The sequence below is a fragment of the Flavobacterium sp. LMO6 genome, from assembly GCF_009495795.1.
Taxonomy (GTDB): domain Bacteria; phylum Bacteroidota; class Bacteroidia; order Flavobacteriales; family Flavobacteriaceae; genus Flavobacterium.
In genome coordinates, this window is record NZ_WIBH01000014.1 from 1 (window position 1) to 24,776 (window position 24,776).

The following is a 24,776-nucleotide window of genomic DNA, read 5'->3' on the forward strand; positions in this document are numbered from 1 at the left end:
TTCTACTCCTTAAATTATTGCAATTATTATTTAAAGGAACTTTTTCAGTGCCCTCCATATGACGGATACTTTTTTTATTTTGTCAGATAAGCGTAAATCATTTCTCTTTCTTCATCTGAAATTTTAGCTTCTTTTTGCATTCTTAACATGATAGGCTTCCATTGTTCTGCATTAAAATCTTTAGGACTATATAAATCGTGACATTTAGCACAATTGCTTTCAAAAAGGAGTTTGCCTTCTGCTAATTCAGCCGTTAGAGGCGCTTCAATAACAATAGGAGCATCATCAACTTTTGGTACTTCTGGTTGAATAACTTTTGGCGAACAAGCATAAAAAACAGCTAAAACAAAAGCAATTGAAAATAATTTAATCTTCATAATTTGTTGTGTTAATTTGAGTTTAAGATTATTTTTGAAGCCATATTTACTATATATTCAGAAATATCGTTTTTTAAATTTAATTTTTAAGGAACTACAAAGGAAACCGCATTTGCAGAAACCGTATTTAGATTTGGGAATACTTTTTTATTCAAATTAACATCTAAATATTCATTACTCCAATAGGATTCTCCGTAAGCTTTTACGTAAACTGTTTGCCCAGAAGTAAATCCAGCATTAATTAACTCAGTTTGTGTTAAAGTTGATTGATATGGATTGATTTGAGAAATAAAAGTTAGAGAATGGTACATGTAATTTGAATTACTAACTGTAGCACTGGTTGATAAAAAATATCTAACATATCTTCTGTTTGAATTATTTCCAGCTGGACTAGTTGTAATAGAAAAAACTACTTGTCCATTAACTATATTAACTAGTAAATCTGTTATCTCTGTGGAAGATGTTTTTCCTAAAGAAGGTATTTCTGTTATTGCATTTGCATTACCTTGATGGCTAAAATTAAACTTTTTAAAAACACCATATTGTGCTTTTTCATATTCAATAGTATACGTTCCAAATGGTACGTCTTCTAACACAAACTGTCCGTTACTATTTGTTAATGCTGTAATTAATGGATTTGTTCCAACCACTTTTACCAACATATTCGATTCATCTAAAAGCGTTGTTCCTTCGTCATATAAATTAACAGAACCTGTAATATTTGCTTTGGTGATAGGATCATTATTTGAATCATCACTACTGCATGATACCGTTGCAATCGCAAGGATAAACATTAAAATTTTAAATTTCATATCTTACTATTTTAATTTATTTTACAACAATACTTTCTTCATCAAATAATGGTGCCTCTTGTCCAACTTCAACAAAAATAGCTTTATTCTTATTGCTTTCATGAATTTCAAAATACCTAATTCCGCTATTCCCTGAACCCCAAATAGCACACGTATGGGTAACAGGACCTTCTTCTGTTTGTTTCTGATAAGCAGCAAGTGATTCTCCAGAAGGTCTTAATTCATAGCGCGTTACCCCTTTTCGATTACATGCAATCTTATGAAAAATACATTTATCCGTTTGTTTCCAATTTTCATCATCTTGCAATGCTTCAAATACATCTTCAATTTTTTGATTTTTTAAATGAAATACTTGAATAACAAGACCTAAAGCAACCGGACTTCCGTCTACTTGTTTTTCTATAAATGCACCAGGCAAAGTTTCACTTATTCCAATACTAAATTCTTTACTTCTTTGAGCCCAAAACTCAATACCTGCACCAGAAACTTTTTCCCAAACAAAACCGGAATACGCTTCTCTTGTTGGCTTATAAACGGATGTTTGAGTATTTTTAATTTCTTCTTTAGAAATATTTGTTGTTTTACAACTAGATAAAAACGAAAGTAAAAATAAAAAGAGACCGATTTTTTTCATGGCTGTAAATTGATTTTCAACTATTAAATATCAAATTTATTGATTTTATTGTAAAAAAAATAATTATTTTTTGATAATTGAATGGACAAAAAAAATCCTGAAACAATGTTTCAGGATTTCTATTATTTATTTTGGTGTTTTATTTTACATCCATTAATTCAACGTCAAACACTAAAGTTGCATCTGGTGGAATTACTCCTCCAGCACCTCTAGAACCGTATCCTAAATAAGAAGGAATCACAAAACGAGCTTTGTCTCCCACTTTTAATAAAGCAATACCTTCGTCCCATCCTTCAATAACTTGCCCAACTCCTAATTGAAATTCAATAGGTTGTTTTCTTTTATAAGATGAATCAAAAACTTGTCCGTTTTCTAAAGCTCCTTGGTAGTGAACAGATACTTTTTTACCTTTTTCAGCTTGTTTACCACTACCTTTTTGAATGATTTGGTAACGTAATCCACTTTCAGTCTTTTGAAAACCAGCGGCTAATTTTTCCAAAGCTTCCTCTGCCATTTTTTTTTGCTCAGCAATTCTTTTCGCTCTAGAACCTTCAAATGTTCTGAAAGCTTCCACTGCATTCCATTTTTGTGCCTCTTCACCTACTCTAATGATTTCAATAGTTTCCAAAGCATCGTCACCTTCAACAGCATCAACAACCTCTTGTCCTTCAATTACATGACCAAAAACAGTGTGCTTTCCATCTAACCAATTCGTAGGAACGTGAGTAATAAAAAATTGAGAACCATTTGTTCCAGGCCCAGCATTAGCCATAGATAAAACACCTGGTTTTTCGTGTTTTAAACTTGGGTGAAACTCATCGTCAAAGTTGTAACCAGGACCACCTGTTCCTTGCCCTTGAGGACAACCACCTTGTATCATAAAATCAGGAATAACACGGTGAAATTTTAATCCATCATAATAAGGTTTTCCCATTGGACGAGCCGAATTTTCTAATTGACCTTCTGCTAATCCTACAAAGTTACCTACTGTACCTGGTGTTAAATCGTGTGTTAATTTTACTAAAATAGCACCTTTAGCCGTGTTAAATTTAGCGTATATTCCGTTTTCCATTGTTTTGTTTTTTAATTTGAAAGTGCAAAATTACAAAATAAATAGTAGATTTGATATACAAAAATTGAATACTGTGGAAGCGAAAGATTACATCAACATCAACAAAGAAACATGGAACAACAAAGTCGATGTGCATATTGACTCCGATTTTTATGATATGGAGGGTTTTCTGAACGGAAAATCAACCTTAAATGCTATAGAATTGGAATTACTTGGCGATGTAAAAGGAAAAAAGATTTTACACTTACAATGTCATTTTGGTCAAGACACCATGACATTTTCAAGAATGGGCGCAAAAGCAACAGGAGTTGATTTATCAGATAAAGCTGTTGAAAGAGCAAGAGAAATCAATGAAAAATTAAATTTAGATACCACGTTCGTTTGTTGTGATATTTATGACGCTCCCAATCATTTAGATGAAAAATTTGATATTGTTTTTACCAGTTATGGAACCATTGGTTGGTTACCCAATCTAGATCAATGGGCTAAGGTAATTTCACACTTTTTAAAACTAGGCGGAAAATTTGTTATGGCTGATTTTCACCCCGTAGTTTGGATGTTTGATAATGATTTCAAAGAAGTTTTTTATAATTATTTCAATACCGAAGAAATTATTGAAGATGAATCGGGCACATACGCAAATAGAGAAGCTGAAATTTCAACACAAACCATTACTTGGAATCATCCCACCTCAGAACTTTTAAACGCCTTGATTACAAATGGCTTGGAACTAAATTGCTATAACGAATTCGATTATTCTCCTTATAATTGTTTCAACCAAACGGAAGAATTTGATTCCGAAGGTTCGGGAAAAAAATTTCGAATTAAACATTTGGAAAACAAAATTCCAATGGTGTATTCCCTTTCGGCAACTAAAAAATAATCTATTATCTTTGCACCATGCGAATTGATATTATTACAGTTTTACCCGAATTAATGCGAAGTCCGTTTGAGGCTTCTATTATGAAACGTGCCATTGAAAAAGGTTTGGTCGAAGTTCATTTTCATAATTTAAGAGACTACACTACCAACAAACAAAGGAGTGTAGACGATTATCAGTTTGGTGGCGGTGCCGGAATGGTGATGTCTGTACAACCCATTGACGCTTGTATTTCGAAACTAAAAAACGAAAGAACCTACGACGAAATCATCTACATGACGCCAGATGGAGAAACCTTAAACCAAAAAATGGCCAATTCGATTTCGATGTATGAGAACATAATAATTTTATGTGGACATTATAAAGGTGTCGATCAACGTGTTCGTGATATGCATATTACCCGAGAAATTTCAATTGGCGATTATGTGTTAAGTGGTGGCGAAATTGGTGCTATTGTATTTTGCGATGCGATTATTAGATTGATTCCCGGTGTTTTGAGTGATGAAACTTCGGCGTTGACAGATAGTTTTCAAGACAATTTATTATCTCCACCTATTTATACACGTCCTGCAGATTACAACGGGATTAAAGTTCCTGAAATTTTATTGAGTGGTAATTTTCCTAAAATTGAAAAATGGCGTGAGGATATGGCATATGAACACACTAAAAACAGAAGACCTGACTTATTGGATGAATAAATTTAGTTTTAAACTTAAAAAAAATAATTATTAAATTGTTAATTATTAATTTTTTACTACTTTTGCATCCACTTTGAATCAACCTCTGGCGATAGACGTGTATGTTGCTTTGAATCAAACATTTATAATAAAGACTATGTCAAATTTAGTTGATTTCGTTAATAGCGAATTTGTTACAAAAAAAGATTTCCCTGCATTCGGAGCTGGTGATACTATCACTGTTTACTACGAAATTAAAGAGGGTGAAAAAACTAGAACTCAGTTCTTCAAAGGAGTTGTAATCCAAAGAAGAGGTACTGGAGCTACTGAAACTTTTACAATTCGTAAAATGTCAGGTGCTGTTGGTGTTGAGCGTATCTTCCCAATCAACTTACCAGCTTTACAAAAAGTTGAAGTGAACCAAAGAGGTAAAGTTCGTAGAGCTCGTATCTACTACTTTAGAGATCTTACTGGTAAAAAAGCAAAAATCAAAGAAAGAAGATACAAAAACTAATTTGTACTTTCTCAAGTATAAAAAGCCACGACAATGTTGTGGCTTTTTTATTGAATTTTATGCAAGATTTAAGCAATTATCCTAAATTATTTCTTTCAAAATCCCTATATTTGGCAGATTTAACAAACTATATTCAAACATAATACATAACATTCATGTCTAATCAGTCTAAAATAATGTATACCATTACGGATGAAGCGCCAATGCTGGCAACACATTCGTTTTTACCTATTGTAAAAGCCTTTACAAAGCCTGCGAATATTGCTATAGAAACTAGAGATATTTCATTAGCAGGTAGAATTTTATCTAACTTTCCTGAATTCTTAAAAGAAGATCAAAAAATTGGTGATGCTTTATCTGAATTAGGACAATTAGCTACTACTCCTGAAGCAAATATTATTAAATTACCCAATATTTCAGCCTCTGTTCCTCAATTAAAAGAAGTAATTGCTGAACTTCAATCGCAAGGATATAACATTCCAAACTTCCCAGAAGAAGCTACTACAGAGGAAGAAAAAGCGGTTAAAGCAAAATATGCAAAAGTTTTAGGCTCTGCAGTAAACCCCGTTTTACGTGAAGGAAATTCTGACAGAAGAGCACCAAAAGCAGTTAAGAATTACGCAAAAAACAACCCACATTCTATGGGCGCTTGGTCTGCTGATTCTAAAACTGAAGTTGCTCACATGACAGATGGCGACTTTTATGGCAGTGAAAAATCGGTTACAATTACCGAAGCTTCTCAATTTGTAATTGAATTTGTTGCTGATAACGGAACTTCATCTATTTTAAAAGCAGCTTCTCCATTAAAAGCGGGTGAAATTATTGACTCATCTGTAATGAGCTTAAATGCTTTAAAAACATATGCGGCAAAAGAAATTGCTGATGCAAAAGCAAAAGGATTATTACTATCAGTTCATTTAAAAGCAACAATGATGAAGGTTTCGGACCCAATCATTTTTAGCGCAATTGTAAATGTTTTCTTTGCCGATGTATTTGCAAAATATGCTGATTTATTTGCAGAATTAAACGTAGATACCAAAAACGGATTAGGAGATGTTTATGCTAAAATTGCTGGACATCCTATGCAAACCGAAGTTGAAGCTGCTTTAAATGAAGCATTTGCTAACGGACCTGCAGTAGCCATGGTAAATTCTGAAAAAGGAATTACTAATTTCCAAATCCCTTCTGATGTTATTGTTGACGCTTCAATGCCTGCAATGATTAGAACTTCTGGTCAAATGTGGAATGCAGCCGGAAAACAACAAGATACTAAAGCATTAATTCCAGACAGATGTTATGCTGGTTTATATGTTGCAACTATTGATTTCTGCAAGAAAAATGGAGCTTTTGACCCAAAAACAATGGGAAGCGTTCCAAACGTAGGTTTAATGGCTCAAAAAGCTGAAGAATATGGTTCACACGATAAAACGTTCCAAATGTCTGCTAATGGTACTGTAAAAGTTACTGATGCCAATGGAAAAGTTTTTATGGAACAAAAGGTTAAAGCTGGCGATATTTTTAGAATGTGCCAAGTAAAAGATGCTCCTATTCAAGACTGGGTAAAATTAGCTGTTAACAGAGCAAGATTATCAAATACTCCTGCTGTTTTTTGGTTAGACGAAAACAGAGCACATGATAGAGAAGTAACTAAAAAAGTAACAACCTATTTAAAAGATTTTGACACTACCAGCTTAGATATTAGAATCTTAAATCCAATTGCTGCTACTCATTTTACTTTAGAAAGATTAAAAGCAGGTTTAGATACTATTTCAGTGACTGGAAACGTATTGCGTGATTATTTAACTGATTTATTCCCTATTTTAGAATTAGGAACTTCTGCTAAAATGTTGTCAATTGTTCCTTTAATGAATGGTGGCGGATTGTTTGAAACTGGCGCTGGAGGTTCTGCTCCAAAGCATGTGGAACAATTTATTGAAGAAGGTTATTTACGTTGGGATTCTTTAGGAGAAATTTTAGCTTTAGGAGTTTCATTAGAACATTTAGGTCAAACATTAAACAATGCTAAAGCCATAATTTTATCTGAAACATTAGACGAAGCAACTGAAAAGTTTTTAGCTAATGATAAATCTCCAGCAAGAAAAATTGGTCAATTAGACAATAGAGGTTCTCATTTTTACATTGCATTGTATTGGGCTCAAGCATTAGCTGCTCAGGACAAAGATTCCGAATTAAAAACAATCTTTACTCCTATTGCAACTGAGTTAACAGCAAACGAAGCAAAAATTAATGAAGAGTTAATTGCAGCGCAAGGAAAACCACAAAATATTGGTGGTTATTATCATCCAAACTTTGAATTAACAGACAAAGCAATGCGTCCGAGTACAACTTTAAATACTATTTTAGCAAAATTGAGTTAAATCTTAGTAACAAGTTTAAAAATAAAATAAGCGACCAAATTTGGTCGCTTATTTTATTTTTTATCCATAGGTTTAATATATTCTATAGTAAATTTTGCAGATACTCCTGTATTTAGATTCCAATCATTTGTTGTTATCAAATTGTCGTTTTCATCATAAATAGCAAAAGTAGCCGTATTAGGCCCTGCTAATCCTTGGTTTAAAGCCAAAATATCGATGTTATTTTCTCCTTCTCTTAATTCAATGTAACTTGTTTTAAAATTAGACTCTAAATAAATCATATTAAAGGCAACTGCACCATTAAGTAATATTCTTATTTTATCTCCGTCAGGATCCATATGATCCCTTGTCATTATTTTTAAAACCGGAGAAGTGACTTTAAATCTTCCAAAAAAAATATCTTCCCAACTTCCTTTTTGAACTTCTTTATTCAATCTTTTTTGAACTTCCTCACCAGGATTTTTAAATTCTGACTTTTTAATCATTACACTTTCTTCCCCTTTTTTCTGATTCAAAATTGAATATCTTTTTAAATAATCATCATTTTTATCAAAAATACTTTTATAGGGTAAGGTTATAGTTTTGGATTCCGTGTCTACTTTTGCAGGCTCATCCCAATTCAACTTCAATTTAGAATTTTTAAAAGGATTATCCTTTTGTGCCATTACCGACACAAATTGAAAAAGAAAAAGGAATGCAAATAATTTAAATTTCATTAATAATCTTTTGAAAGTTGTAAAATTAAAACAATAATTGATTTTTAATTATAAATTAACATATGTTTTAAACTTTTACTTATATTTTTTGTGAAATTTGTATTACAAAATCTATACCAAAAAATAATGCTAAAACAAAAACTTTACTGGTGTTTATTCTTTTTTTCTTTATTAGGATTTGGACAAGAAAAAGTAATTTTAAGTGGAGTTGCTTCAGATACCTACAATAACGAAACTTTAATTGGAGTCTCTGTCTACATTTCTGAACTTAATATAGGAACTTATACTAACGAGTATGGCTTCTATTCTATTTCTGTACCTCAAGGTAATTATACAGTTCAAGTAAGTTATGTAGGATTTGAAACTATTTTAGAAAAAATAGAAATCAATCAAAATGTAAAAAAGAACTTTAGTTTAAAAGAAAGTAATCAAGAACTAAAAGAAGTTGTAATAACAAAAAACATATACAGAACGAACATAAAAAAACCAGAAATGAGTGTTAATAAACTTTCTATTAACACCATCAAACAAATGCCTGCAATTCTAGGAGAAACCGATGTTATAAAATCGATTTTAACATTACCTGGTGTTACAAATGCCGGAGAAGGACAATCTGGATTTAATGTTCGTGGCGGTTCTGCAGATCAAAATTTAGTTTTACTTGACGAAGCTACGATATACAATACATCGCATTTATTTGGTTTCTTTTCTGTATTTAACACTGACGCAATTAAAGATCTTAAACTCTACAAAGGTGGCATCCCATCTCGTTTTGGAGGTCGAGTTGCTTCTGTGTTAGAAATTTATCAAAAGGACGGGAATAATACTGATTTTCATATGAATGGAGGTATTGGTATTATTTCTAGTAGATTATTAGTTGAAGGACCAATTGTGAAAAACAAAGGATCGTTCTTGTTTGCAGGAAGAAGTTCTTATGCGCATTTGTTTTTAAAACTTACCGATAATAAAAATTCGGCTTATTTTTATGATTTAAACACCAAATTAAGTTATAAACTTAATGAAAACAACAACTTATATGCTTCTGGATATTTCGGAAGAGATGTTTTTAGTTTAAATGAAAGTTTTGTAAATACGTATGGAAATTCGGTATTTAATTTAAGATGGAATCATTTATTTTCAAATAAGCTTTTTTCAAACCTATCCTTAATATATAGTGATTATTACTATGGGTTAACATTAGATTTCATAGGATTTAATTGGGATAGCGGAATTAAAAATTACAACTTAAAATATGATTTTAAGCATTACCTTTCAGATAAAGTAAAATTATTTTATGGCGCCAATGCTATTTATCATGATTTTAATCCTGGAAAAATTGAACCAACAAATGATACTTCGGGAATTAACCCTGATCAATTGGCTAAAAAATATGCATTTGAACCTTCTGTATATATTGATGTTGAGCAGCAAATTACAAATAAATTAGCAATCAATTATGGTTTACGTTACAGTAAATTTTATCGCTTAGGAGACGAAGAAATTAATTTATATGCAAACAATCAGGCGGTTGTTTATAATGAAGATTTTCAAATTTATGAAAAAGCTACTCCTATAGGCTCAGAATATTTTGGAAAAAACAAAACAATTGCACAATTTGGCAATCTAGAACCTCGTGTTTCAATTGCATACACTTTAAACGAAAGCAGTTCAATTAAAGCAAGTTATAACAGAATGTCGCAATATTTGCATTTAATTTCCAATACACAATCTCCAACTCCGCTAGATGTTTGGGCGCCAAGTGATGATTATTTAAAACCACAAATTTTAGATCAAGTGGCATTTGGTTATTTTAAAAACTTCCAAAATGATGATTATACACTTGAAGTTGAAACTTTCTTTAAAAAACTTAAAAACAGACTTGATTATATAGATGGAGCCGATTTAATTGCAAATGACGATATTGAGCAAGTAGTTTTAAACGGAGAAGCAAGAGCGTATGGTTTAGAAATTTTAGCTCGTAAAAATAATGGAAAACTTAATGGATGGATTTCCTATACTCTTTCTCGTTCCGAACAAAGAACACCAGGAAGAACAGCCGTGGAAACCGGAATCAATAATGGAGAATGGTATAAAACAGGTTGGGATAAACTACACAATATTGCTATTACTAGCATGTATAAACTAAATGAAAAATGGAGTTTTAGTAGCATTTTTTCACTTCAGTCTGGGCAACCAGTTACGTATCCAAATGGACAATATCAATATCAAGGAATTAGCGTTCCTACGTATGGATTACGTAATGAAAACCGATTACCAACTTACCATCGTTTAGATATATCGGCAACTTTAGTTCCTGAAAAAAATAAAACCAGAAACTGGCATGGTGAATGGGTTTTTGGAATTTACAATGTGTATAGTCGGAAAAATGCTGCTTCAATTAGTTTTAGACAAAATCAAGATTCTGGAAATAACGAAGCGGTTCGATTGTCTATTTTTGGTATCGTACCAAGTGTAACCTATAATTTTAAATTTTAGTTATGGCAAATAAATTATTAAAAATAGTATCGTTATTTCTTATAACATTCATAACTTCATTTACATTTATCAGTTGTGAAGATGTCGTTGAGATTGACTTACCAACCGCAGCACCAAGATTAGTAATTGATGCTTCTATAAAATGGCAAAAAGGAACGCTAGGAAATGAGCAAACCATAAAATTAAGCACAACTACCGATTTTTATTCTTCAACAATTCCAACTGTTAGTGGAGCTACTGTTTATATTACTGATGGAAATGCAATTCAATATGACTTCAATGAAATTCCTGGCACAGGTAATTATGTATGCACAAATTTTAATCCAGAAATTAGACAATCTTATACTTTAACTGTTATTTATGACAGTCAAATATATATGGCTACAGAAGCATTAATAGAAGTTCCAACCATTGATTCTGTGGAACAAACCGAAGATGGAGGCTTTACCGGAAATGAAAAAGAGGTAAAATTCTTTTATCAAGACAATGGATTAGTTTCTAATTTTTATTTAGAAGAATATAATTCGTCTTTTACAACGTTACCAGAATATGATGTTATAGATGACAGCTTTTTTCAAGGAAATCAAATGTTTGGCTTGTACACTAATGAAGACATGAAAACAGATGACACTTTGCAATTTACACTCCACGGAATTTCGGAAACCTATTACAATTATATGAATATTTTATTAGGTATTGCTGGAGGAAATGGTGGTAGTCCATTTCAAACTCCACCTGCAACGGTTAGAGGTAATATCGTTAATCAAACTAATTTTAATAATTTTGCATTAGGATTTTTCAGATTATCAGAAATTGATACTATGAATTATATTGTTGAATAATTTTATATAAATTCGTAATCCTTAATTCTAAAACTAAATGTCTTCACATCACATTGTTCGCGACGATCAAGAACCTGCTTTAATTATTGCTAATGGAGCAGCCTGTAGTGAAGAACTAATAGGACAATTACTAGAATGGTCGCCATTAGTGATTGTTTTAGATGCTGCAATTGAACGCGTACTAGAACTTGGCATAAAAGTAGATGTTTTATTAGGTGATTTTGACAGAGGATTTAATCCTGAATATTATTTAGAAAAACAATATCCATTAAAAATTGTTCATACACCCAATCAAGATAAAACAGATTTAGAAAAAGCTTTTGATTACCTCATAGAAGAAGGTCATAAAGCTGTAAATGTTGTTTGGGCCACCGGAAAACGTGCCGATCATACGATAACTAACATTACGAATATAGTAGCTTATCGAGATAAGTTGAAAATTGTAGTACTCGATGACTATTCTAAAGTTTTTTTACTGCCTGTAAAATACAATAAATGGTATTTAGCTAATACCGTGTTATCATTAATTCCGATTGGAAAAGTAAGCGGAATTACAACAAAAAACTTATTTTATCCACTAAATAATGAAGAATTAACTATCGGTTATCGCACCGGAAGCAGCAATCATGTAACCGAAGACGGCATTGTTTCAATTGAACACATTAAAGGTGATTTATTGCTAATGGAATGTTGGGATTAACTTTTTTCGTATCTTCGTAAAAATGTTTAATTATGAATACATTGGAACTAAAAAACATTCTAAAATTTAAAATTGACCGCATAAACGATAAAAAGTTTTTAGAGGCATTAACTATTTTGATAGAATCTAAAACTGACCCAATTATGTCGCTATCCAATGAACAAAAAAACAAATTAGAAGAATCTAGAAATGAATATCTTTTAGGGAATTTTGAGAACAACAATGTTGTTAACGAAGAAATGGAAAAATGGCTGAAAGAATAATTGTTTGGTCTTCAAAAGCAAAAATTGATTTAATAAACCTTTATGAATTTTACAACTATCGAAATAAAAGCAAAACCTATTCTCTTAAATTACATAGAAAAATTCAAAAAGAAATTAAACTATTGCTTAAACAACCCGAAATTGGTAAAAAAACAAATAAAATTAGAGTTAGAGGCTTATTAATTGACAACCATTACCTTTTCTACGAGATTTTTCAAGAACATATTGTTGTTTTAGCCGTATGGGAAAACAGCCAAAACCCTTCAAAATTAAAGCTTTAAATGAAATTCCAAGTTGTTTCAGAATACAAACCTACAGGTGACCAACCACAAGCCATTGAAAAACTTTCAAAAGGCATTGTAAATGGAGAAAAATATCAAACTTTACTTGGTGTTACAGGTTCTGGAAAAACATTTACGGTTGCTAATGTAGTTCAGGAAGTACAAAAACCTACTTTAGTTTTAGCACATAATAAAACTTTAGCGGCTCAATTATACTCGGAATTCAAGCAATTTTTTCCAAATAATTCGGTGCAGTATTTTGTATCGTATTACGATTATTATCAACCCGAAGCCTTTATTCCTGTTACAGGAACCTATATTGAAAAAGATTTATCTATTAACGAAGAATTAGAAAAATTGCGTTTAAGTACTACTTCTGCCCTACTTTCGGGACGTAGAGATATTATCGTAATTTCTTCTGTATCTTGTTTATACGGAATAGGAAATCCCGTTGAGTTTCAGAAAAATGTGGTGAATTTAGAAACTGGTCAGCAAATTTCTCGAACCAAATTATTACATCAATTGGTGCAAAGTTTATATTCGAGAACCGAAGCCGATTTCAATCCTGGAAATTTTAGAATTAAAGGCGATATCGTGGAAATTTTTCCAAGTTATGGCGACGAACCTTTCCGAATTCACTTTTTTGGAGACGAAATTGAAGAAATTGAAGCATTTGATGCTCGAACAGCGCAGGTTTTAGAACGCTATGAAAAACTAACGATATATCCGGCAAATATGTTTGTGACTTCGCCAGATGTATTACAAAATGCTATTTGGGCTATCCAACAAGATTTAGTAAAACAAGTCGATTATTTTAAAGAAATTGGAAAACATTTAGAAGCCAAACGATTGGAAGAACGAACTAATTTCGACTTAGAAATGATTCGCGAATTAGGCTATTGTTCAGGAATTGAAAACTATTCGCGTTATTTAGATGGAAGAGAACCTGGAACAAGACCTTTCTGCTTATTAGATTATTTTCCAGATGATTTTTTAATGGTTGTGGATGAAAGTCACGTTACGATTTCGCAAGTGCATGCCATGTATGGAGGTGATAGAAGCAGAAAAGAGAACTTAGTAGAATATGGTTTTAGATTGCCTGCTGCCATGGACAATCGTCCGTTGAAGTTTGAAGAATTTGAAGCTTTACAAAATCAAGTAATTTATGTATCAGCAACGCCTGCCGACTATGAATTAGAAAAAACAGAAGGCGTTTATGTAGAACAAGTAATTCGTCCTACTGGATTATTAGATCCAATTATAGAAATTCGCCCTAGCGCCAATCAAATTGATGATTTAATTGAAGAAATTCAATTGCGCTGTGAAGCAGACGAACGCGTTTTAGTGACTACTTTAACCAAAAGAATGGCAGAAGAATTGGCCAAATACCTTACCAAAGTAGCCATTAGATGTCGTTATATTCATTCTGATGTAGATACATTAGAGCGTGTAGAAATCATGCAAGATTTAAGAAAAGGTGTATTTGATGTGCTAATTGGTGTCAACTTACTTCGTGAAGGTTTAGATTTACCTGAAGTTTCACTGGTAGCTATTTTAGATGCCGATAAAGAAGGTTTTTTACGTAGTCATCGTTCATTAACGCAAACTGTAGGTCGTGCTGCACGTAATGTAAACGGAAAAGCCATTATGTATGCTGATAAAATTACAAAAAGCATGCAAAAAACAATAGATGAAACCACCTACAGAAGAGAAAAACAAACTAAATACAACACCAAACACGGATTGGAACCAAAGGCTTTGAACAAAAGTTTAGGAAGTGCTTTAAGTGGTAATTCGGTTTCAACAGGCTATTTTGAAAAAGAAGCATTGAAAGCCGCAGAGCCAGAAAGTTTGTATTTATCAAAACCGGAAATAGAAAAGAAAATAAGAGACATGCGTAAACTAATGGAAAAAGCCGCTAAAGAATTAGACTTTATGCAAGCTGCCAAATTACGCGATGATATAAAAGCATTGCAGGATAAATTGTAATTGAATGACTAATAAACGAAACGTCACTTCGAGTGATTTTATGTTTTAAAAACCCTAGTTTTTGGAATATAAAATTGTATCGAGAAATACAGAAACGAATTTTTCTTCTACAGTTCTCGATACATTTTTTATAAAATAGTTCAGACAATTTTATAAAAAAAACTCGAAGTGACGAAGATGATAAAATTAAAACCAGTAATAAAAAACATATGAGCAAAATTAACAACATTTTAAAACTAGAAGACGAAGTAGCCATCATTGAAGCTGTTGGGACATTAATTTGGGATAAAAAAGAAGAAACTGAAGACTTTTCATCATTAACAGATGAAGAAAAAGTATTTGTTTTTATCGATATTTTTGAAGGTGCTATGGGAGAAGGCGGATTTGAATTCTTCTTTTCTTCAGAATCTGGAAATTTTGTTGAAGAAATAATTACTTCTTATCAAGAAATAAAAGCGATTAAAACGGCTGAATTAATTTCAAATGCAGTTAAAATTTTTCCAAAAGGATACGATACTAACCTAGAAAATCGTATTGCTGCCATAGAAAAAGCTGATGAAAACACAATTTCTGGTTGGGAAGATTTAGACGAACTTTTCTTTACCAATGAAACTGAAGAAGATGTGGTTACACTTATTGTAAATTATATTAAAGACAACGAAAATCAGTTTGGAAACTAACTAATTATGTTGCTCACTAAAAACAGATAATAAAACTTCGGCAGGAACCATTCTTTCTGGCGAAGTTTTCATTAAATGCAATACACGTTTCATAGCAAATGGATTTAATCCCATATTAATACCAATTTCATTGATTTTAATTTGCTCTCTTTCGTGTAATACACCATCACAATGCATTAACAAAGCCAAACGATAGAACTGACAAATTCTATTGAATTCGTCTTTAATAACCACTGTTTTGTTACTAGTTTGAAACAATTTCAAAAACGTTTCCTTTTCTATTTCAAGTTCTTGAGATACAATTTCTAAGAAATCATACTCTCTGTCGTGCAATTCGCCATCTATTAATGCAAACGCAATCATTTCTTGCAATAAACTTATTTTTTCTTGGTAACTGTCCATCAAAATAGTAATTTTATGTCTTAGATATATTTCAAATATAAAAATGAAAAAGCACTATTTACTTGTTTCTGTCTTTTTTTTATTAACATACTATTGTGGATGGTCGCAAGGCAGCATTTCTACTTTTGAAATAAAAGCACCACAATTACAGACTTCAAAGAAAATTTGGGTGTATTTACCCTACAATTACGAGTCGTCGCAAAAGAAATTTCCAGTTATTTATATGCACGATGCGCAAAATCTGTTTGATGCCAAAACTTCTTATGCTGGAGAATGGCGTGTAGATGAAACTTTAGATAGTTTAAAAGCCGAAGTAATTATAATAGGTATTGAACACGGAAATGAAAAACGAATAAACGAACTTACTCCTTTTACCCATACAGAATATGGCGGAGGAAATGCCGATGCTTATTTAGATTTTATAGTAACCACATTAAAGCCTTATGTTGAAACAACATACAGAACTAAAACCGGAAAATACAATACAGCAATTGCAGGAAGCTCATTAGGTGGACTTGTTTCCTATTATGCCATTTTAAAATACCCAAAAGTGTTCGGAAAAGCAGCCGTTTTTTCGCCTTCATTTTGGATTAATCCCGAATTGTATACCCTTACAGAAAAGACGAAAAAAATAAACACTAAACTGTATTTTATGTGTGGCACATCAGAAAGTGAAACCATGGAGTCAGATATGGATAAAATGATAGCTCTAGTAAACGCAACTCGTTGTTCATGCTTGCACTTAACAAAAACTCAAAAAGTGAGTAACGGAAAGCATAACGAAAATTTATGGGCTAAAGAATTTGGAAAAGCGTACCTTTGGCTGTTTTAAAATTAGAATTTAGAATTTTTGAACTTGAACTTGAAATTGAAATTGAAATTGAAATTGAACTAGAATAATAAAATAGATACAAATGAATAATAACGATATTTTTAAAAAGTTACGCGTGGCGTTGCAATTAAGAGATGACCAAATTATTGAAATAGTAAACTTGGTTAATTTTAGAATTTCTAAGGGTGAATTAGCAGATATTTTTAGAAGCGAAGACCATCCTAATTACATGGAATGTGGCGATCAATTGTTGCGTAATTTTTTAAACGGATTAATTATTCATTTGCGTGGCACTAAAGAAGAGCCCAAAAACCCTAGAGAAGTACTGAGCGAAATTGCAAAGAACAAAACTTCGTTGTTTAAAGAAGATAAAAAGTCCGATTTTAAGAAAGAAGGCGAAAAAAAAACATTTAAACCCAAAGGCGCACCTGCTAAAAAACCTTTTGGACAAGGAAAACCATCTGACAAAAAACAAAAACCAGAAAGCCCAGTAGAACGCTTTAAGTTTAACTCAGGTAAAACTAAAAAGTAAACAGAATCCTCAAGCAATTGGGGGTTTTTTTTGTAGGAATTTTATATTTATTTTATATATATTTGACAAATGCAACTCTATTGCGCATATAAATTAGACAATAATTATGAAAATCAGATTATTAAATATATTAATCTTATTATTAACCTCTAAATTGGTGTTTTCGCAATCCATTTCAAATAAAGAATTCAGAAAGTCAGAGTGGTTTATTTCTAATAAAGACAGTGTTTTCTTTAAATCTGATACTCTAAAATTTATAAAGTATTCAAATCCAATAAAAGGATTTAACAATTTATATGAGGAGTCAGATTATTTTGATGATACTGAATCAATTATTTTAAAATTTACACAAAAAAAGTATTTGAATTTTTACGATAAAAAATTTCATTTGTATTCTCTTTCTTTAGAGAAATGGAACTTGAACAAAAAAGATTCAATTTTGAAAATAAGTAACAAAAAAGAAAATGACCTGGTATTTAAGATTATTAAAATTAAAAAAATACTTTACAAAAAAGGCCAAAAGGAATTTGAAACGACCGAAATGTTAGTTGTAAAAAAATAACTAATAACAATTCAGATTCATTGCTTATGACATTACTTGTGGAAAATCCTCATAATTTTTTTTATAAAGAAGCCAAAGCCTAAAATTTCAACTATCCTACCTCCTCTTCAAATACCCAATCACTGTTTCATTAAATATAGCCGGTTGTTCTACATTAACAACATGTCCACAGTTTTGAACAATGAAAAGTTCGGCCGTTTTTACATGATTGGCTACAACTTGCTTTACCGATGGTAAAAACATATAATCTTCTTCGCCCATTACGTAAAGCGTGGGGATATTTAATTCTTTTTGTCTAAACCAACGAAGAATCGGATTTATTTCTGCAGTTAGCTTAAACCATTTAATAAACTCTTTTTGGTATAATTTCTTGGCTTCGTTAATAAAAAGTAAGCGCGATTGTTTGTGGTTCTTTTTTGGCATTATCACAAAAGCAAAAAACTTGTACAAAACCAAATAGGGCAACACATATTTAAATGTATTTCCTAATCGCATTAAAACTTGTGAACGAAAGTTCATTTTTAAAATAGCGCCGCCTAAAATCATGCTTTTTACACGATTGGGGTGCATTTCTGCCAATTGACGAATAACTATAGAACCTAAAGAAATTCCAACAAAATGAGACGATTCGATTTTTAAGTGCTCAATAACCTCAACAATATCTTCGGCAATAGCTTTAAACGTATATTTTTGCTTGAATGCCGCTTTTAATGGTTCTTTTGAATCTCCATGACCTCGTAAATCTAACAGTAATACATTAAAATGCTTTTGAAAATCGCGAATTTGTTTGAACCACACAGACGAACTTCCTCCTGCTCCATGAACAAAAGTAACCCATTCTGAACTCGATTCGTTTTTATAAATTGTATAGGAAATCAAAGCTTTATTTTTGCCAAATGTACTGCTTTTCAGAAGACTTACAAGTTGAACAAAATTTAAATTTTAGTATGCAGTAATTTAAAATAATCAAAGGCTTTTAATAATCGGCTTCCGTACCATGAAAACATTTCGCCATCTACAAAAACAGTTTTCGCATGATGTGTAAAACGGCCTATTTCAAAGGCATGTTCGTCTTTAAACGGAAAAGGTTCTGAGGATAAAAATACATAATCGGGATCGCCTTCTAATCGTATTTTCTTCAACTCAATTTCAGGATAACGTTCTTCTTTTTCTTTGTAAATATTCTCAAAACGATTCAATTGCAACAATTCGTTGATAAATGTACTATTTCCGGCCACCATGTGCGGATTTGCCCAAATGAAATAAGCGGCTTTTTTAATCGGTTTATCTTTGATAAATTGATTAAAATCTTGGTAAGCAAAATTAATTTTATCAATCCATTTTTGTGCTTCAGTACGTTTATTAAACAATTGACCAAAATCATGAATCATTTGTAAATTATCTTCAATCGTTATAATATCAGTTACCCAAACAGGACAAATAGCGCTTAATTCATCCACAATTTCTTTGGTATTTTCTTCTTTATTGCAAATGATAATATCGGGTTGAAGTGCTTTTATTTTATCAAATTTTATATTTTTTGTACCTCCAACAATGGCTTTAGTCGATTTAAAATGAACAGGATGCACACAGAATTTGGTAATTCCAATGATGTTGTCTTCTAAACCTAAATCATAAAGTAATTCGGTTTGCGAAGGCACTAATGAAACAATTCGAAATGGTGAAAATTCAAAAGTGTGTTGGATTCCTAACTGGTCTGAGTAAGTTTTAGCCACGAGTTAATTTTTATCTAAAAATTTAGCTATTGATTTGCAATTAGAAATAATCAAATAGCCAAAAAGGTGGTTAAGAAATCGTACTCCGAACCAAAAATAATCAACTTCATGACCTTCCATATATTGATAGGATGATTTAAATTTAAATTCATTTAAAATATCCATCAAAAACTGAGGAAAATTATCTACAATCATAAAACCACCAATTAAAATTATAGAGATTTTAAAAATAGCTTGATTATTTAAATTCCCAAGAACTATGCTTTCTTCATCAAATCCTTTGTCTAATTTTAGAAAATCGATAATTTTATCAGTAAATTTTACCATAAAAACTGAAAATGCAACAAGTACTAAAACGCATCCTACAAAAACTAGACTTAATGAAATATTATCTAACATTTGATTAAATGAAAGTAATTGCGGAAACAAAGTAAATATTGATATTATTACAGAATATAGAGTAAAAACTTTGATTAATATTCGAAAAAAATCTCTTTTAGTCATATTATTTATTTAAAATTTGCTCCATTTCTTGTTGCAATTTTAATGCTTCTTCCCTAGCCTTTTCAGCAAAATCAGTTCCGTTTGAAGCATAAATTATACCTCGAGAAGAATTAATTAAAAGTCCAACATTATCGCTCATCCCATATTTACAAACCTCAGCTAAACTTCCGCCTTGAGCGCCAACTCCCGGAACTAATAAAAAACTATTGGGAACAATTTTTCTAATTTCAGTGAAATATTCGGCTTTTGTTGCCCCAACTACATACATTAAATTCTCTGAATTTTTCCATGATTTTGATGTTTCTAAAACCACTTTGTATAATTCTTGTCCGTTAATATTTTGCGTCTGAAAATCAAATGCTCCTTCGTTTGAAGTTAATGCTAACATTATGGTATGCTTATTTTTAAAAGCCAAGAAAGGTTCTACTGAATCTTTTCCCATATAAGGAGCCACAGTAACCGAATTAAAGTTTAAATCTTCAAAAAAAGCTTTTGCGTACATAGATGATGTATTCCCTATATCGCCTCGTTTTGCATCGGCGATGGTGAAAATTTCTGGATACTTTTCGTTGATGTAAATAATTGTTTTTTCAAGCGATTGCCAACCTTTTATTCCGTAAGCTTCATAAAATGCGGTGTTTGGTTTGTAGGAAACACACAAATCGTGAGTAGCATCTATAATGGCTTTATTGAATTCAAAAATAGGATCTTCAAATGCTAATAAATGTTGTGGAATTTTAGTTAAATCGACATCTAATCCAATACATAGAAATGATTTTTTAGCTTGGATTTGTTCTTGTAGTTGTTGTGTTGTCATGGTATTGTCGTTTGTCGCAAATTTGCGAAATATTTTTGATTTAAGATATAAAAAAAGCCTCAATAAATGAGGCTTATATTTTAGAAAACTTCGTTCTCTTTTAATTTTTCCATGTTGTTTACCAACTGAAGTTCGTCAACAAATTTTTGAATTTTACCATTCATAACACCATCCATATCAAAAACGTCTAAACCAATTCTATGATCAGTCACACGACCTTGCGAATAGTTATAAGTTCTAATTTTTGCCGAACGGTCACCTGAACTTACTTGTGAAGTACGCTTAACCGCATCTTCTGCTTGTTTTATTGCTAATTCTTTTTCATACAAACGAGAACGCAATACATCCAATGCTTTGTCTTTATTTTTATGTTGCGATTTTTGATCCTGACATTGCGCCACTAAACCTGTTGGAATGTGCGTTAAACGAACCGCAGACTTTGTTGTATTTACCGACTGACCTCCAGGACCAGACGAACAGAAAAAGTCCACACGAACATCATTCATATCAATTTGCACATCAAATTCTTCTGCTTCAGGTAAAACCATTACCGTTGCTGCCGAAGTATGCACACGACCTTGTGTTTCGGTTTGAGGAACACGTTGCACACGGTGAACGCCTGCTTCAAATTTTAATGTTCCGTATACATCTTCACCTGTAACTTCAAAAATTACCTCTTTAAAACCACCAGATGTTCCTTCACTAATATCAACCACAGAAGTTCTCCAACCACGAGCTTCGCAATATTTCGTATACATACGGAATAAATCTCCTGCAAAAATAGAAGCTTCATCTCCACCCGTACCCGCACGAATTTCCACCATAACGTTTTTCGCATCTTCTGGATCTTTAGGAATCAACATAAATTTGATTTCTTCTTCTAGTTGCGGTAAACGGTCTTTAGCTTCGTCTAATTGCATTTTGGCCATTTCAACCATTTCAGCATCAGAACCATCCGCTATAATTTCGTTTGCTTCTTTTATATTTCCGTCAAGAGTTATATATTCTTCACGCTTTTCAACCAAACCTTTTAGGTCTTTGTATTCTTTGTTTAATTGTACGTAACGCTTTTGATCGGCAATTACATCAGGCTGAATAATTAAGTCTGAAATTTCGTCAAAACGTTGTTTTACATATTGTAATCTATCTAACATAGCTGTTATTTATTTTGGAGTGCAAAGTTACAATTTTAGTTTAAAGTTTAAAAATTTAAGTTCTGAAACTTCGGAATAAAAGTTTTACCTGAAAATCAATTCTTTATAAATATTATTTAAAATAAGTCTAAATAAATTTTGTAGTTTCATTTCGACTTGATATTTTTGCATCGTTATTTTAATTAAATCTAAATAAGATGTATAAAAACATATTCAAATCTATAGTAATACTGTTTTCATTAGAAGCTGCAGCACAACAAAATCTAAATGACATAAGCTTAAATGAAAACTATTTAACAGAAAACGATACTGTTAAAAGATTAAAAGAAGTAGTGATACAGGGAAATCCTTCAAATACTATACCTAGTGCTGGTAAAGGAGGAATAAAAGCAATGGATTTACCACAAGCAACTACCGTAATTTCTAAAGAAGAATTAAAAAACCAACAAGTGGCATCTGTTTCTGATATTTTAAAAAATGCCAATGGAGTTTACATTATGGGCGCTACCGGAGGATATCAGGAGGAAATTGCATCTAGAGGTTTTTCATTATCAAGTAATAATACTTTTAAAAATGGAATTCGTTATTATAACGGAATGATGCTTGAAACCAGCGGATTAGAAAAAGTAGAATTCTTAAAAGGTAGTGCAGCTATGTTGTATGGTAATGTTTCGCCAGGCGGAATTTTAAATATGGTGACTAAAAAACCACGTTATGAATTTGGTGGCGAAATAGGTTTTACAAATGCTAGTTTTAACACCTACAAACCAACTTTTGATGTTTATGGAAGCCTAAACAAGTCAAAAACTATTGGATTTCGATTTAATGGTACTTATGAAAATGCAGCTAGTTTTAGAAACAATGTAAACTCGGAACGTTATTATTTTAATCCGTCTTTTGAATTTCAATTGGGAAAAAATACCGATTTATTAATTGAAACTGATTTTACTAACGATAGTAGAACACCTGATTTTGGAGCTGGAATTATTGATTATAAAATTGTTTCTATACCTAGAAATCGATTTTTAGGAGTAAGTTGGGGGCATTATGACAGCGAACAATTATCGAATACTATTACAGTTTCCCATCGTATTAATTCCAATTGGAACCTTAAATTCGTGAATGGAATTCGTTATTATACTACTGATTTGTTTTCAAATACACGACCAAACTCGGGCTCAAATGGAGCTGTGCAATCAAATGGAGATTGGAACAGAAGCATACAACGTACTGACGCAAAAGACAATTACTTTATTCAGCAATTAGATTTAACTGGTGAGTTTGAAACAGGTAAAATAGAACATAAAGTCTTATTTGGTGGCGATGTTGAAAACTTTAAAACACAAACAACAGCTTACAATCAGTTTGCAAATTACGACACTGTAAATATATTTGAAGATTATGATGCAGCAGCAGAACCTGCAATTCCTACTTTAAGCAAAAACACCTTAACAACTGCGCCTATTAGCCGTTTTGGAATTTATGCTCAAGATTTAATTTCATTCTCTGAAAATTGGAAAGCATTGGCGGGAATTCGTTATAGTTACCAAGATACAGAAAGTAATGTATATAAATATTCAGATGGTTCTAATACCTTAACTGTAAATCATGACGGTGCATTTTCGCCAAGAATTGGAATTATTTATCAACCTACAACTAATCATACTTTATTTGCAACGTATTCCAATTCATTTGAGTTAAACTCGGGTCAAGATGAAAGTGGAGCCGGATTAAACCCTTCAATTATTGATCAATATGAAGTGGGATTAAAAAATATTTTATTCAAAAATAAATTATTCTTAAATCTTACGCTGTACCAAATATCGAATGATAAATTTTACCAACAATCGCTTTCAAACGGAAACACCTATTCTTACATTAAAGTATTGGCTGGAGAGGTTACGAGTAAAGGAGTTGAGATTGACATTACTGCAAATCCAATAAACGGACTAACTATTATTGCTGGTTATAGTTTTAATGAAACTAAATTTGGTTCTAGTGAATATTATATTTCGGGAAGTCAGTTGCGTTATAATCCTAAAAACACGGCCAACTTAAGTGCTAATTATCAAATTAAAACCGGACGATTCAAAAATCTAAACTTTGGCATCATCAACACGTATTTTGGAGAACGTTATGCAGGAAGATCGACACGTGCACAGGTTGCTAATGATAGTAGACAATTGATTTATTTAACCGATTTTTTTCAAACTGATATAACTTTAAGTTACTCCTTTAATAAATTTACATTACGTTCTAAATTAAGTAATATTTTTAACGAATTAAATTACAATGTACATGATGATAATAGTGTAAATCCAATTGCGCCAAGAAACTATTCCTTGTCTTTAAACTATAATTTTTAAAACACCATGAAACAACAAAAATTAGTTAGAGATTTACATCGCGATTTTGGCTACTTCTATGTAGGATTGATTATTTCGTTTGCATTTTCAGGAATTTTAATGAACCACAGAGAACATTGGCATCCTGAAAAATACACGGTTGAAACAAAAAAAATTGAAGTACAGCTTCCGGAAGAAAACCAAATTACAGAAGAATTTGCTGAAAATTTAGGAAAACAATTGGGCATCGACGATAAAATGCGTCGCCACAACGTTAAGAAAGGCACATTCAAAATTTCGTATGAAAAACACGATGTAGAAATCGATATGAAAACAGGGAAAGGAGAAATTGTTGCTTTCAATAAAACCCCAATTATTAGCCAAGCGATGAAATTACACAAAAACACCTCGAACTGGTGGATTTACTATTCTGACATTTTTGGAATTTCATTAATTGTAATTGCTATAACAGGAACTATGATGCTTACCCACGGCAAATACACTTTTAAACGCAGAGGTTGGAAACTGGCCTTAGCTGGAATTATTTTTCCACTTTTAGTTTTACTGATTTTGAGTTAATA

At 31.7% G+C, this 24,776-nt stretch carries 27 protein-coding genes; 16 read left to right on the plus strand and 11 right to left on the minus strand.

Going from position 1 to position 24,776, the window contains the following annotated elements; genetic code table 11:
• Nucleotides 1-74: 74 nt before the first annotated feature.
• The 4 genes from GFJ99_RS12290 to GFJ99_RS12305 form a co-directional block, all read right to left on the minus strand.
• Nucleotides 75-377 (minus strand): cytochrome c, encoded by a 303-nt coding sequence (locus GFJ99_RS12290; protein WP_153209195.1) that lies wholly within the window; start codon nucleotides 375-377, stop codon nucleotides 75-77.
• 86 nt (nucleotides 378-463) lie between these two features.
• Complete coding sequence (locus tag GFJ99_RS12295) at nucleotides 464-1,189, minus strand: carboxypeptidase-like regulatory domain-containing protein (RefSeq protein ID WP_153209198.1); 726 nt, start codon at nucleotides 1,187-1,189, stop codon at nucleotides 464-466.
• A 16-nt stretch (nucleotides 1,190-1,205) separates the two neighbouring features.
• Nucleotides 1,206-1,823: a hypothetical protein gene (locus tag GFJ99_RS12300; RefSeq protein WP_153209200.1), complete on the minus strand. Its 618-nt coding sequence runs from the start codon at nucleotides 1,821-1,823 to the stop codon at nucleotides 1,206-1,208.
• Nucleotides 1,824-1,962: 139 nt separating this feature from the next.
• On the minus strand, nucleotides 1,963-2,895 hold the full coding sequence (locus GFJ99_RS12305) for a peptidylprolyl isomerase (protein WP_153209202.1): 933 nt from the start codon (nucleotides 2,893-2,895) through the stop codon (nucleotides 1,963-1,965).
• A gap of 73 nt (nucleotides 2,896-2,968) precedes the next feature.
• Between GFJ99_RS12305 and GFJ99_RS12310 the strand changes: the two genes are divergently transcribed.
• The 4 genes from GFJ99_RS12310 to GFJ99_RS12325 all read left to right on the plus strand — a co-directional run bounded on the left by GFJ99_RS12310 (nucleotide 2,969) and on the right by GFJ99_RS12325 (nucleotide 7,344).
• The gene (locus tag GFJ99_RS12310; RefSeq protein ID WP_162523975.1) at nucleotides 2,969-3,778 is read left to right on the plus strand and encodes a class I SAM-dependent methyltransferase; all 810 of its coding nucleotides are present in this window, start codon (nucleotides 2,969-2,971) and stop codon (nucleotides 3,776-3,778) included.
• Nucleotides 3,779-3,795: 17 nt separating this feature from the next.
• Nucleotides 3,796-4,473 (plus strand): tRNA (guanosine(37)-N1)-methyltransferase TrmD, encoded by a 678-nt coding sequence (gene trmD / locus GFJ99_RS12315; RefSeq protein ID WP_153209206.1) that lies wholly within the window; start codon nucleotides 3,796-3,798, stop codon nucleotides 4,471-4,473.
• 136 nt (nucleotides 4,474-4,609) lie between these two features.
• On the plus strand, nucleotides 4,610-4,966 hold the full coding sequence (gene rplS / locus GFJ99_RS12320; protein ID WP_153209208.1) for a 50S ribosomal protein L19: 357 nt from the start codon (nucleotides 4,610-4,612) through the stop codon (nucleotides 4,964-4,966).
• Nucleotides 4,967-5,121: 155 nt separating this feature from the next.
• Entirely contained in the window at nucleotides 5,122-7,344 is a 2,223-nt protein-coding gene (locus GFJ99_RS12325; RefSeq protein WP_153209210.1) for an NADP-dependent isocitrate dehydrogenase, read from the plus strand.
• Between the two features lie 53 nt (nucleotides 7,345-7,397).
• Here the strand turns inward: GFJ99_RS12325 and GFJ99_RS12330 are convergent, their stop codons facing one another.
• Nucleotides 7,398-8,060, minus strand: a complete 663-nt coding sequence (locus GFJ99_RS12330) for a hypothetical protein (RefSeq protein WP_153209212.1) — start codon at nucleotides 8,058-8,060, stop codon at nucleotides 7,398-7,400.
• 126 nt (nucleotides 8,061-8,186) lie between these two features.
• Between GFJ99_RS12330 and GFJ99_RS12335 the strand changes: the two genes are divergently transcribed.
• From GFJ99_RS12335 to GFJ99_RS12365, 7 genes are all read left to right on the plus strand, one after another.
• Nucleotides 8,187-10,556: a TonB-dependent receptor gene (locus GFJ99_RS12335; protein ID WP_153209214.1), complete on the plus strand. Its 2,370-nt coding sequence runs from the start codon at nucleotides 8,187-8,189 to the stop codon at nucleotides 10,554-10,556.
• 2 nt (nucleotides 10,557-10,558) lie between these two features.
• Nucleotides 10,559-11,398 carry a DUF4249 domain-containing protein gene (locus GFJ99_RS12340; RefSeq protein ID WP_153209216.1) on the plus strand — a complete coding sequence of 280 codons (840 nt, stop codon included), beginning with the start codon at nucleotides 10,559-10,561 and terminating at the stop codon, nucleotides 11,396-11,398.
• A 37-nt stretch (nucleotides 11,399-11,435) separates the two neighbouring features.
• Entirely contained in the window at nucleotides 11,436-12,098 is a 663-nt protein-coding gene (locus GFJ99_RS12345) for a thiamine diphosphokinase (RefSeq protein WP_153209218.1), read from the plus strand.
• A 32-nt stretch (nucleotides 12,099-12,130) separates the two neighbouring features.
• Nucleotides 12,131-12,361, plus strand: a complete 231-nt coding sequence (locus tag GFJ99_RS12350; protein WP_153209219.1) for a hypothetical protein — start codon at nucleotides 12,131-12,133, stop codon at nucleotides 12,359-12,361.
• Nucleotides 12,346-12,642: a type II toxin-antitoxin system RelE/ParE family toxin gene (locus GFJ99_RS12355; RefSeq protein WP_153209222.1), complete on the plus strand. Its 297-nt coding sequence runs from the start codon at nucleotides 12,346-12,348 to the stop codon at nucleotides 12,640-12,642. Before GFJ99_RS12350 ends, GFJ99_RS12355 begins: the two co-directional genes overlap by 16 nt.
• Nucleotides 12,643-14,631, plus strand: coding sequence for an excinuclease ABC subunit UvrB (gene uvrB / locus GFJ99_RS12360; protein WP_153209224.1), 1,989 nt, complete (start codon nucleotides 12,643-12,645; stop codon nucleotides 14,629-14,631).
• Nucleotides 14,632-14,840: 209 nt separating this feature from the next.
• The gene (locus GFJ99_RS12365) at nucleotides 14,841-15,311 is read left to right on the plus strand and encodes a DUF4375 domain-containing protein (protein WP_008256988.1); all 471 of its coding nucleotides are present in this window, start codon (nucleotides 14,841-14,843) and stop codon (nucleotides 15,309-15,311) included.
• On the opposite strand, the gene GFJ99_RS12370 is transcribed toward GFJ99_RS12365, so the two are convergent.
• Complete coding sequence (locus tag GFJ99_RS12370) at nucleotides 15,312-15,713, minus strand: hypothetical protein (protein WP_008256986.1); 402 nt, start codon at nucleotides 15,711-15,713, stop codon at nucleotides 15,312-15,314. It abuts the gene before it with no gap.
• A gap of 43 nt (nucleotides 15,714-15,756) precedes the next feature.
• On the opposite strand from GFJ99_RS12370, the gene GFJ99_RS12375 reads away from it, so the two are divergent.
• The 3 genes from GFJ99_RS12375 (at nucleotide 15,757) to GFJ99_RS13475 (ending at nucleotide 17,639) form a co-directional block, all read left to right on the plus strand.
• The gene (locus tag GFJ99_RS12375) at nucleotides 15,757-16,545 is read left to right on the plus strand and encodes an alpha/beta hydrolase (protein ID WP_153209225.1); all 789 of its coding nucleotides are present in this window, start codon (nucleotides 15,757-15,759) and stop codon (nucleotides 16,543-16,545) included.
• Between the two features lie 82 nt (nucleotides 16,546-16,627).
• Entirely contained in the window at nucleotides 16,628-17,077 is a 450-nt protein-coding gene (locus tag GFJ99_RS12380; protein ID WP_153209227.1) for a DUF1456 family protein, read from the plus strand.
• 106 nt (nucleotides 17,078-17,183) lie between these two features.
• Entirely contained in the window at nucleotides 17,184-17,639 is a 456-nt protein-coding gene (locus GFJ99_RS13475; RefSeq protein ID WP_008256981.1) for a hypothetical protein, read from the plus strand.
• Nucleotides 17,640-17,735: 96 nt separating this feature from the next.
• On the opposite strand, the gene GFJ99_RS12385 is transcribed toward GFJ99_RS13475, so the two are convergent.
• The 5 genes from GFJ99_RS12385 to prfA form a co-directional block, all read right to left on the minus strand.
• Nucleotides 17,736-18,518, minus strand: a complete 783-nt coding sequence (locus tag GFJ99_RS12385) for an alpha/beta fold hydrolase (protein WP_008256978.1) — start codon at nucleotides 18,516-18,518, stop codon at nucleotides 17,736-17,738.
• A gap of 56 nt (nucleotides 18,519-18,574) precedes the next feature.
• On the minus strand, nucleotides 18,575-19,375 hold the full coding sequence (locus GFJ99_RS12390; protein WP_162523974.1) for a helical backbone metal receptor: 801 nt from the start codon (nucleotides 19,373-19,375) through the stop codon (nucleotides 18,575-18,577).
• A 3-nt stretch (nucleotides 19,376-19,378) separates the two neighbouring features.
• Complete coding sequence (locus GFJ99_RS12395; RefSeq protein WP_153209229.1) at nucleotides 19,379-19,774, minus strand: hypothetical protein; 396 nt, start codon at nucleotides 19,772-19,774, stop codon at nucleotides 19,379-19,381.
• A gap of 106 nt (nucleotides 19,775-19,880) precedes the next feature.
• Nucleotides 19,881-20,696: an orotidine-5'-phosphate decarboxylase gene (gene pyrF / locus GFJ99_RS12400; protein WP_153209231.1), complete on the minus strand. Its 816-nt coding sequence runs from the start codon at nucleotides 20,694-20,696 to the stop codon at nucleotides 19,881-19,883.
• An 80-nt stretch (nucleotides 20,697-20,776) separates the two neighbouring features.
• Nucleotides 20,777-21,850: a peptide chain release factor 1 gene (gene prfA, locus GFJ99_RS12405; RefSeq protein WP_153209233.1), complete on the minus strand. Its 1,074-nt coding sequence runs from the start codon at nucleotides 21,848-21,850 to the stop codon at nucleotides 20,777-20,779.
• Between the two features lie 197 nt (nucleotides 21,851-22,047).
• On the opposite strand from prfA, the gene GFJ99_RS12410 reads away from it, so the two are divergent.
• Together GFJ99_RS12410 and GFJ99_RS12415 are read left to right on the plus strand one after the other, a co-directional pair.
• Complete coding sequence (locus tag GFJ99_RS12410) at nucleotides 22,048-24,216, plus strand: TonB-dependent siderophore receptor (RefSeq protein ID WP_153209235.1); 2,169 nt, start codon at nucleotides 22,048-22,050, stop codon at nucleotides 24,214-24,216.
• A 6-nt stretch (nucleotides 24,217-24,222) separates the two neighbouring features.
• On the plus strand, nucleotides 24,223-24,774 hold the full coding sequence (locus GFJ99_RS12415) for a PepSY-associated TM helix domain-containing protein (protein WP_153209237.1): 552 nt from the start codon (nucleotides 24,223-24,225) through the stop codon (nucleotides 24,772-24,774).
• The last annotated feature ends 2 nt before the right edge of the window (nucleotides 24,775-24,776 follow it).

Excerpts from the sequence above, each read along its gene's own strand:
- uvrB (WP_153209224.1), top strand. The coding sequence starts at position 12,643 with ATGAAATTCCAAGTTGTTTCAGAATACAAACCTACAGGTGACCAACCA.
- GFJ99_RS12415 (WP_153209237.1), top strand. The coding sequence starts at position 24,223 with ATGAAACAACAAAAATTAGTTAGAGATTTACATCGCGATTTTGGCTAC.
- GFJ99_RS12300 (WP_153209200.1), bottom strand. The coding sequence starts at position 1,823 with ATGAAAAAAATCGGTCTCTTTTTATTTTTACTTTCGTTTTTATCTAGT.
- GFJ99_RS12365 (WP_008256988.1), top strand. The coding sequence starts at position 14,841 with ATGAGCAAAATTAACAACATTTTAAAACTAGAAGACGAAGTAGCCATC.
- GFJ99_RS12330 (WP_153209212.1), bottom strand. The coding sequence starts at position 8,060 with ATGAAATTTAAATTATTTGCATTCCTTTTTCTTTTTCAATTTGTGTCG.
- GFJ99_RS12335 (WP_153209214.1), top strand. The coding sequence starts at position 8,187 with ATGCTAAAACAAAAACTTTACTGGTGTTTATTCTTTTTTTCTTTATTA.
- GFJ99_RS12340 (WP_153209216.1), top strand. The coding sequence starts at position 10,559 with ATGGCAAATAAATTATTAAAAATAGTATCGTTATTTCTTATAACATTC.
- GFJ99_RS12295 (WP_153209198.1), bottom strand. The coding sequence starts at position 1,189 with ATGAAATTTAAAATTTTAATGTTTATCCTTGCGATTGCAACGGTATCA.
- GFJ99_RS12325 (WP_153209210.1), top strand. The coding sequence starts at position 5,122 with ATGTCTAATCAGTCTAAAATAATGTATACCATTACGGATGAAGCGCCA.
- GFJ99_RS12410 (WP_153209235.1), top strand. The coding sequence starts at position 22,048 with ATGTATAAAAACATATTCAAATCTATAGTAATACTGTTTTCATTAGAA.
- GFJ99_RS13475 (WP_008256981.1), top strand. The coding sequence starts at position 17,184 with ATGAAAATCAGATTATTAAATATATTAATCTTATTATTAACCTCTAAA.
- GFJ99_RS12395 (WP_153209229.1), bottom strand. The coding sequence starts at position 19,774 with ATGTTAGATAATATTTCATTAAGTCTAGTTTTTGTAGGATGCGTTTTA.
- rplS (WP_153209208.1), top strand. The coding sequence starts at position 4,610 with ATGTCAAATTTAGTTGATTTCGTTAATAGCGAATTTGTTACAAAAAAA.
- trmD (WP_153209206.1), top strand. The coding sequence starts at position 3,796 with ATGCGAATTGATATTATTACAGTTTTACCCGAATTAATGCGAAGTCCG.
- GFJ99_RS12375 (WP_153209225.1), top strand. The coding sequence starts at position 15,757 with ATGAAAAAGCACTATTTACTTGTTTCTGTCTTTTTTTTATTAACATAC.
- pyrF (WP_153209231.1), bottom strand. The coding sequence starts at position 20,696 with ATGACAACACAACAACTACAAGAACAAATCCAAGCTAAAAAATCATTT.
- GFJ99_RS12370 (WP_008256986.1), bottom strand. The coding sequence starts at position 15,713 with ATGGACAGTTACCAAGAAAAAATAAGTTTATTGCAAGAAATGATTGCG.
- prfA (WP_153209233.1), bottom strand. The coding sequence starts at position 21,850 with ATGTTAGATAGATTACAATATGTAAAACAACGTTTTGACGAAATTTCA.
- GFJ99_RS12305 (WP_153209202.1), bottom strand. The coding sequence starts at position 2,895 with ATGGAAAACGGAATATACGCTAAATTTAACACGGCTAAAGGTGCTATT.
- GFJ99_RS12345 (WP_153209218.1), top strand. The coding sequence starts at position 11,436 with ATGTCTTCACATCACATTGTTCGCGACGATCAAGAACCTGCTTTAATT.
- GFJ99_RS12350 (WP_153209219.1), top strand. The coding sequence starts at position 12,131 with ATGAATACATTGGAACTAAAAAACATTCTAAAATTTAAAATTGACCGC.
- GFJ99_RS12290 (WP_153209195.1), bottom strand. The coding sequence starts at position 377 with ATGAAGATTAAATTATTTTCAATTGCTTTTGTTTTAGCTGTTTTTTAT.
- GFJ99_RS12355 (WP_153209222.1), top strand. The coding sequence starts at position 12,346 with ATGGCTGAAAGAATAATTGTTTGGTCTTCAAAAGCAAAAATTGATTTA.
- GFJ99_RS12380 (WP_153209227.1), top strand. The coding sequence starts at position 16,628 with ATGAATAATAACGATATTTTTAAAAAGTTACGCGTGGCGTTGCAATTA.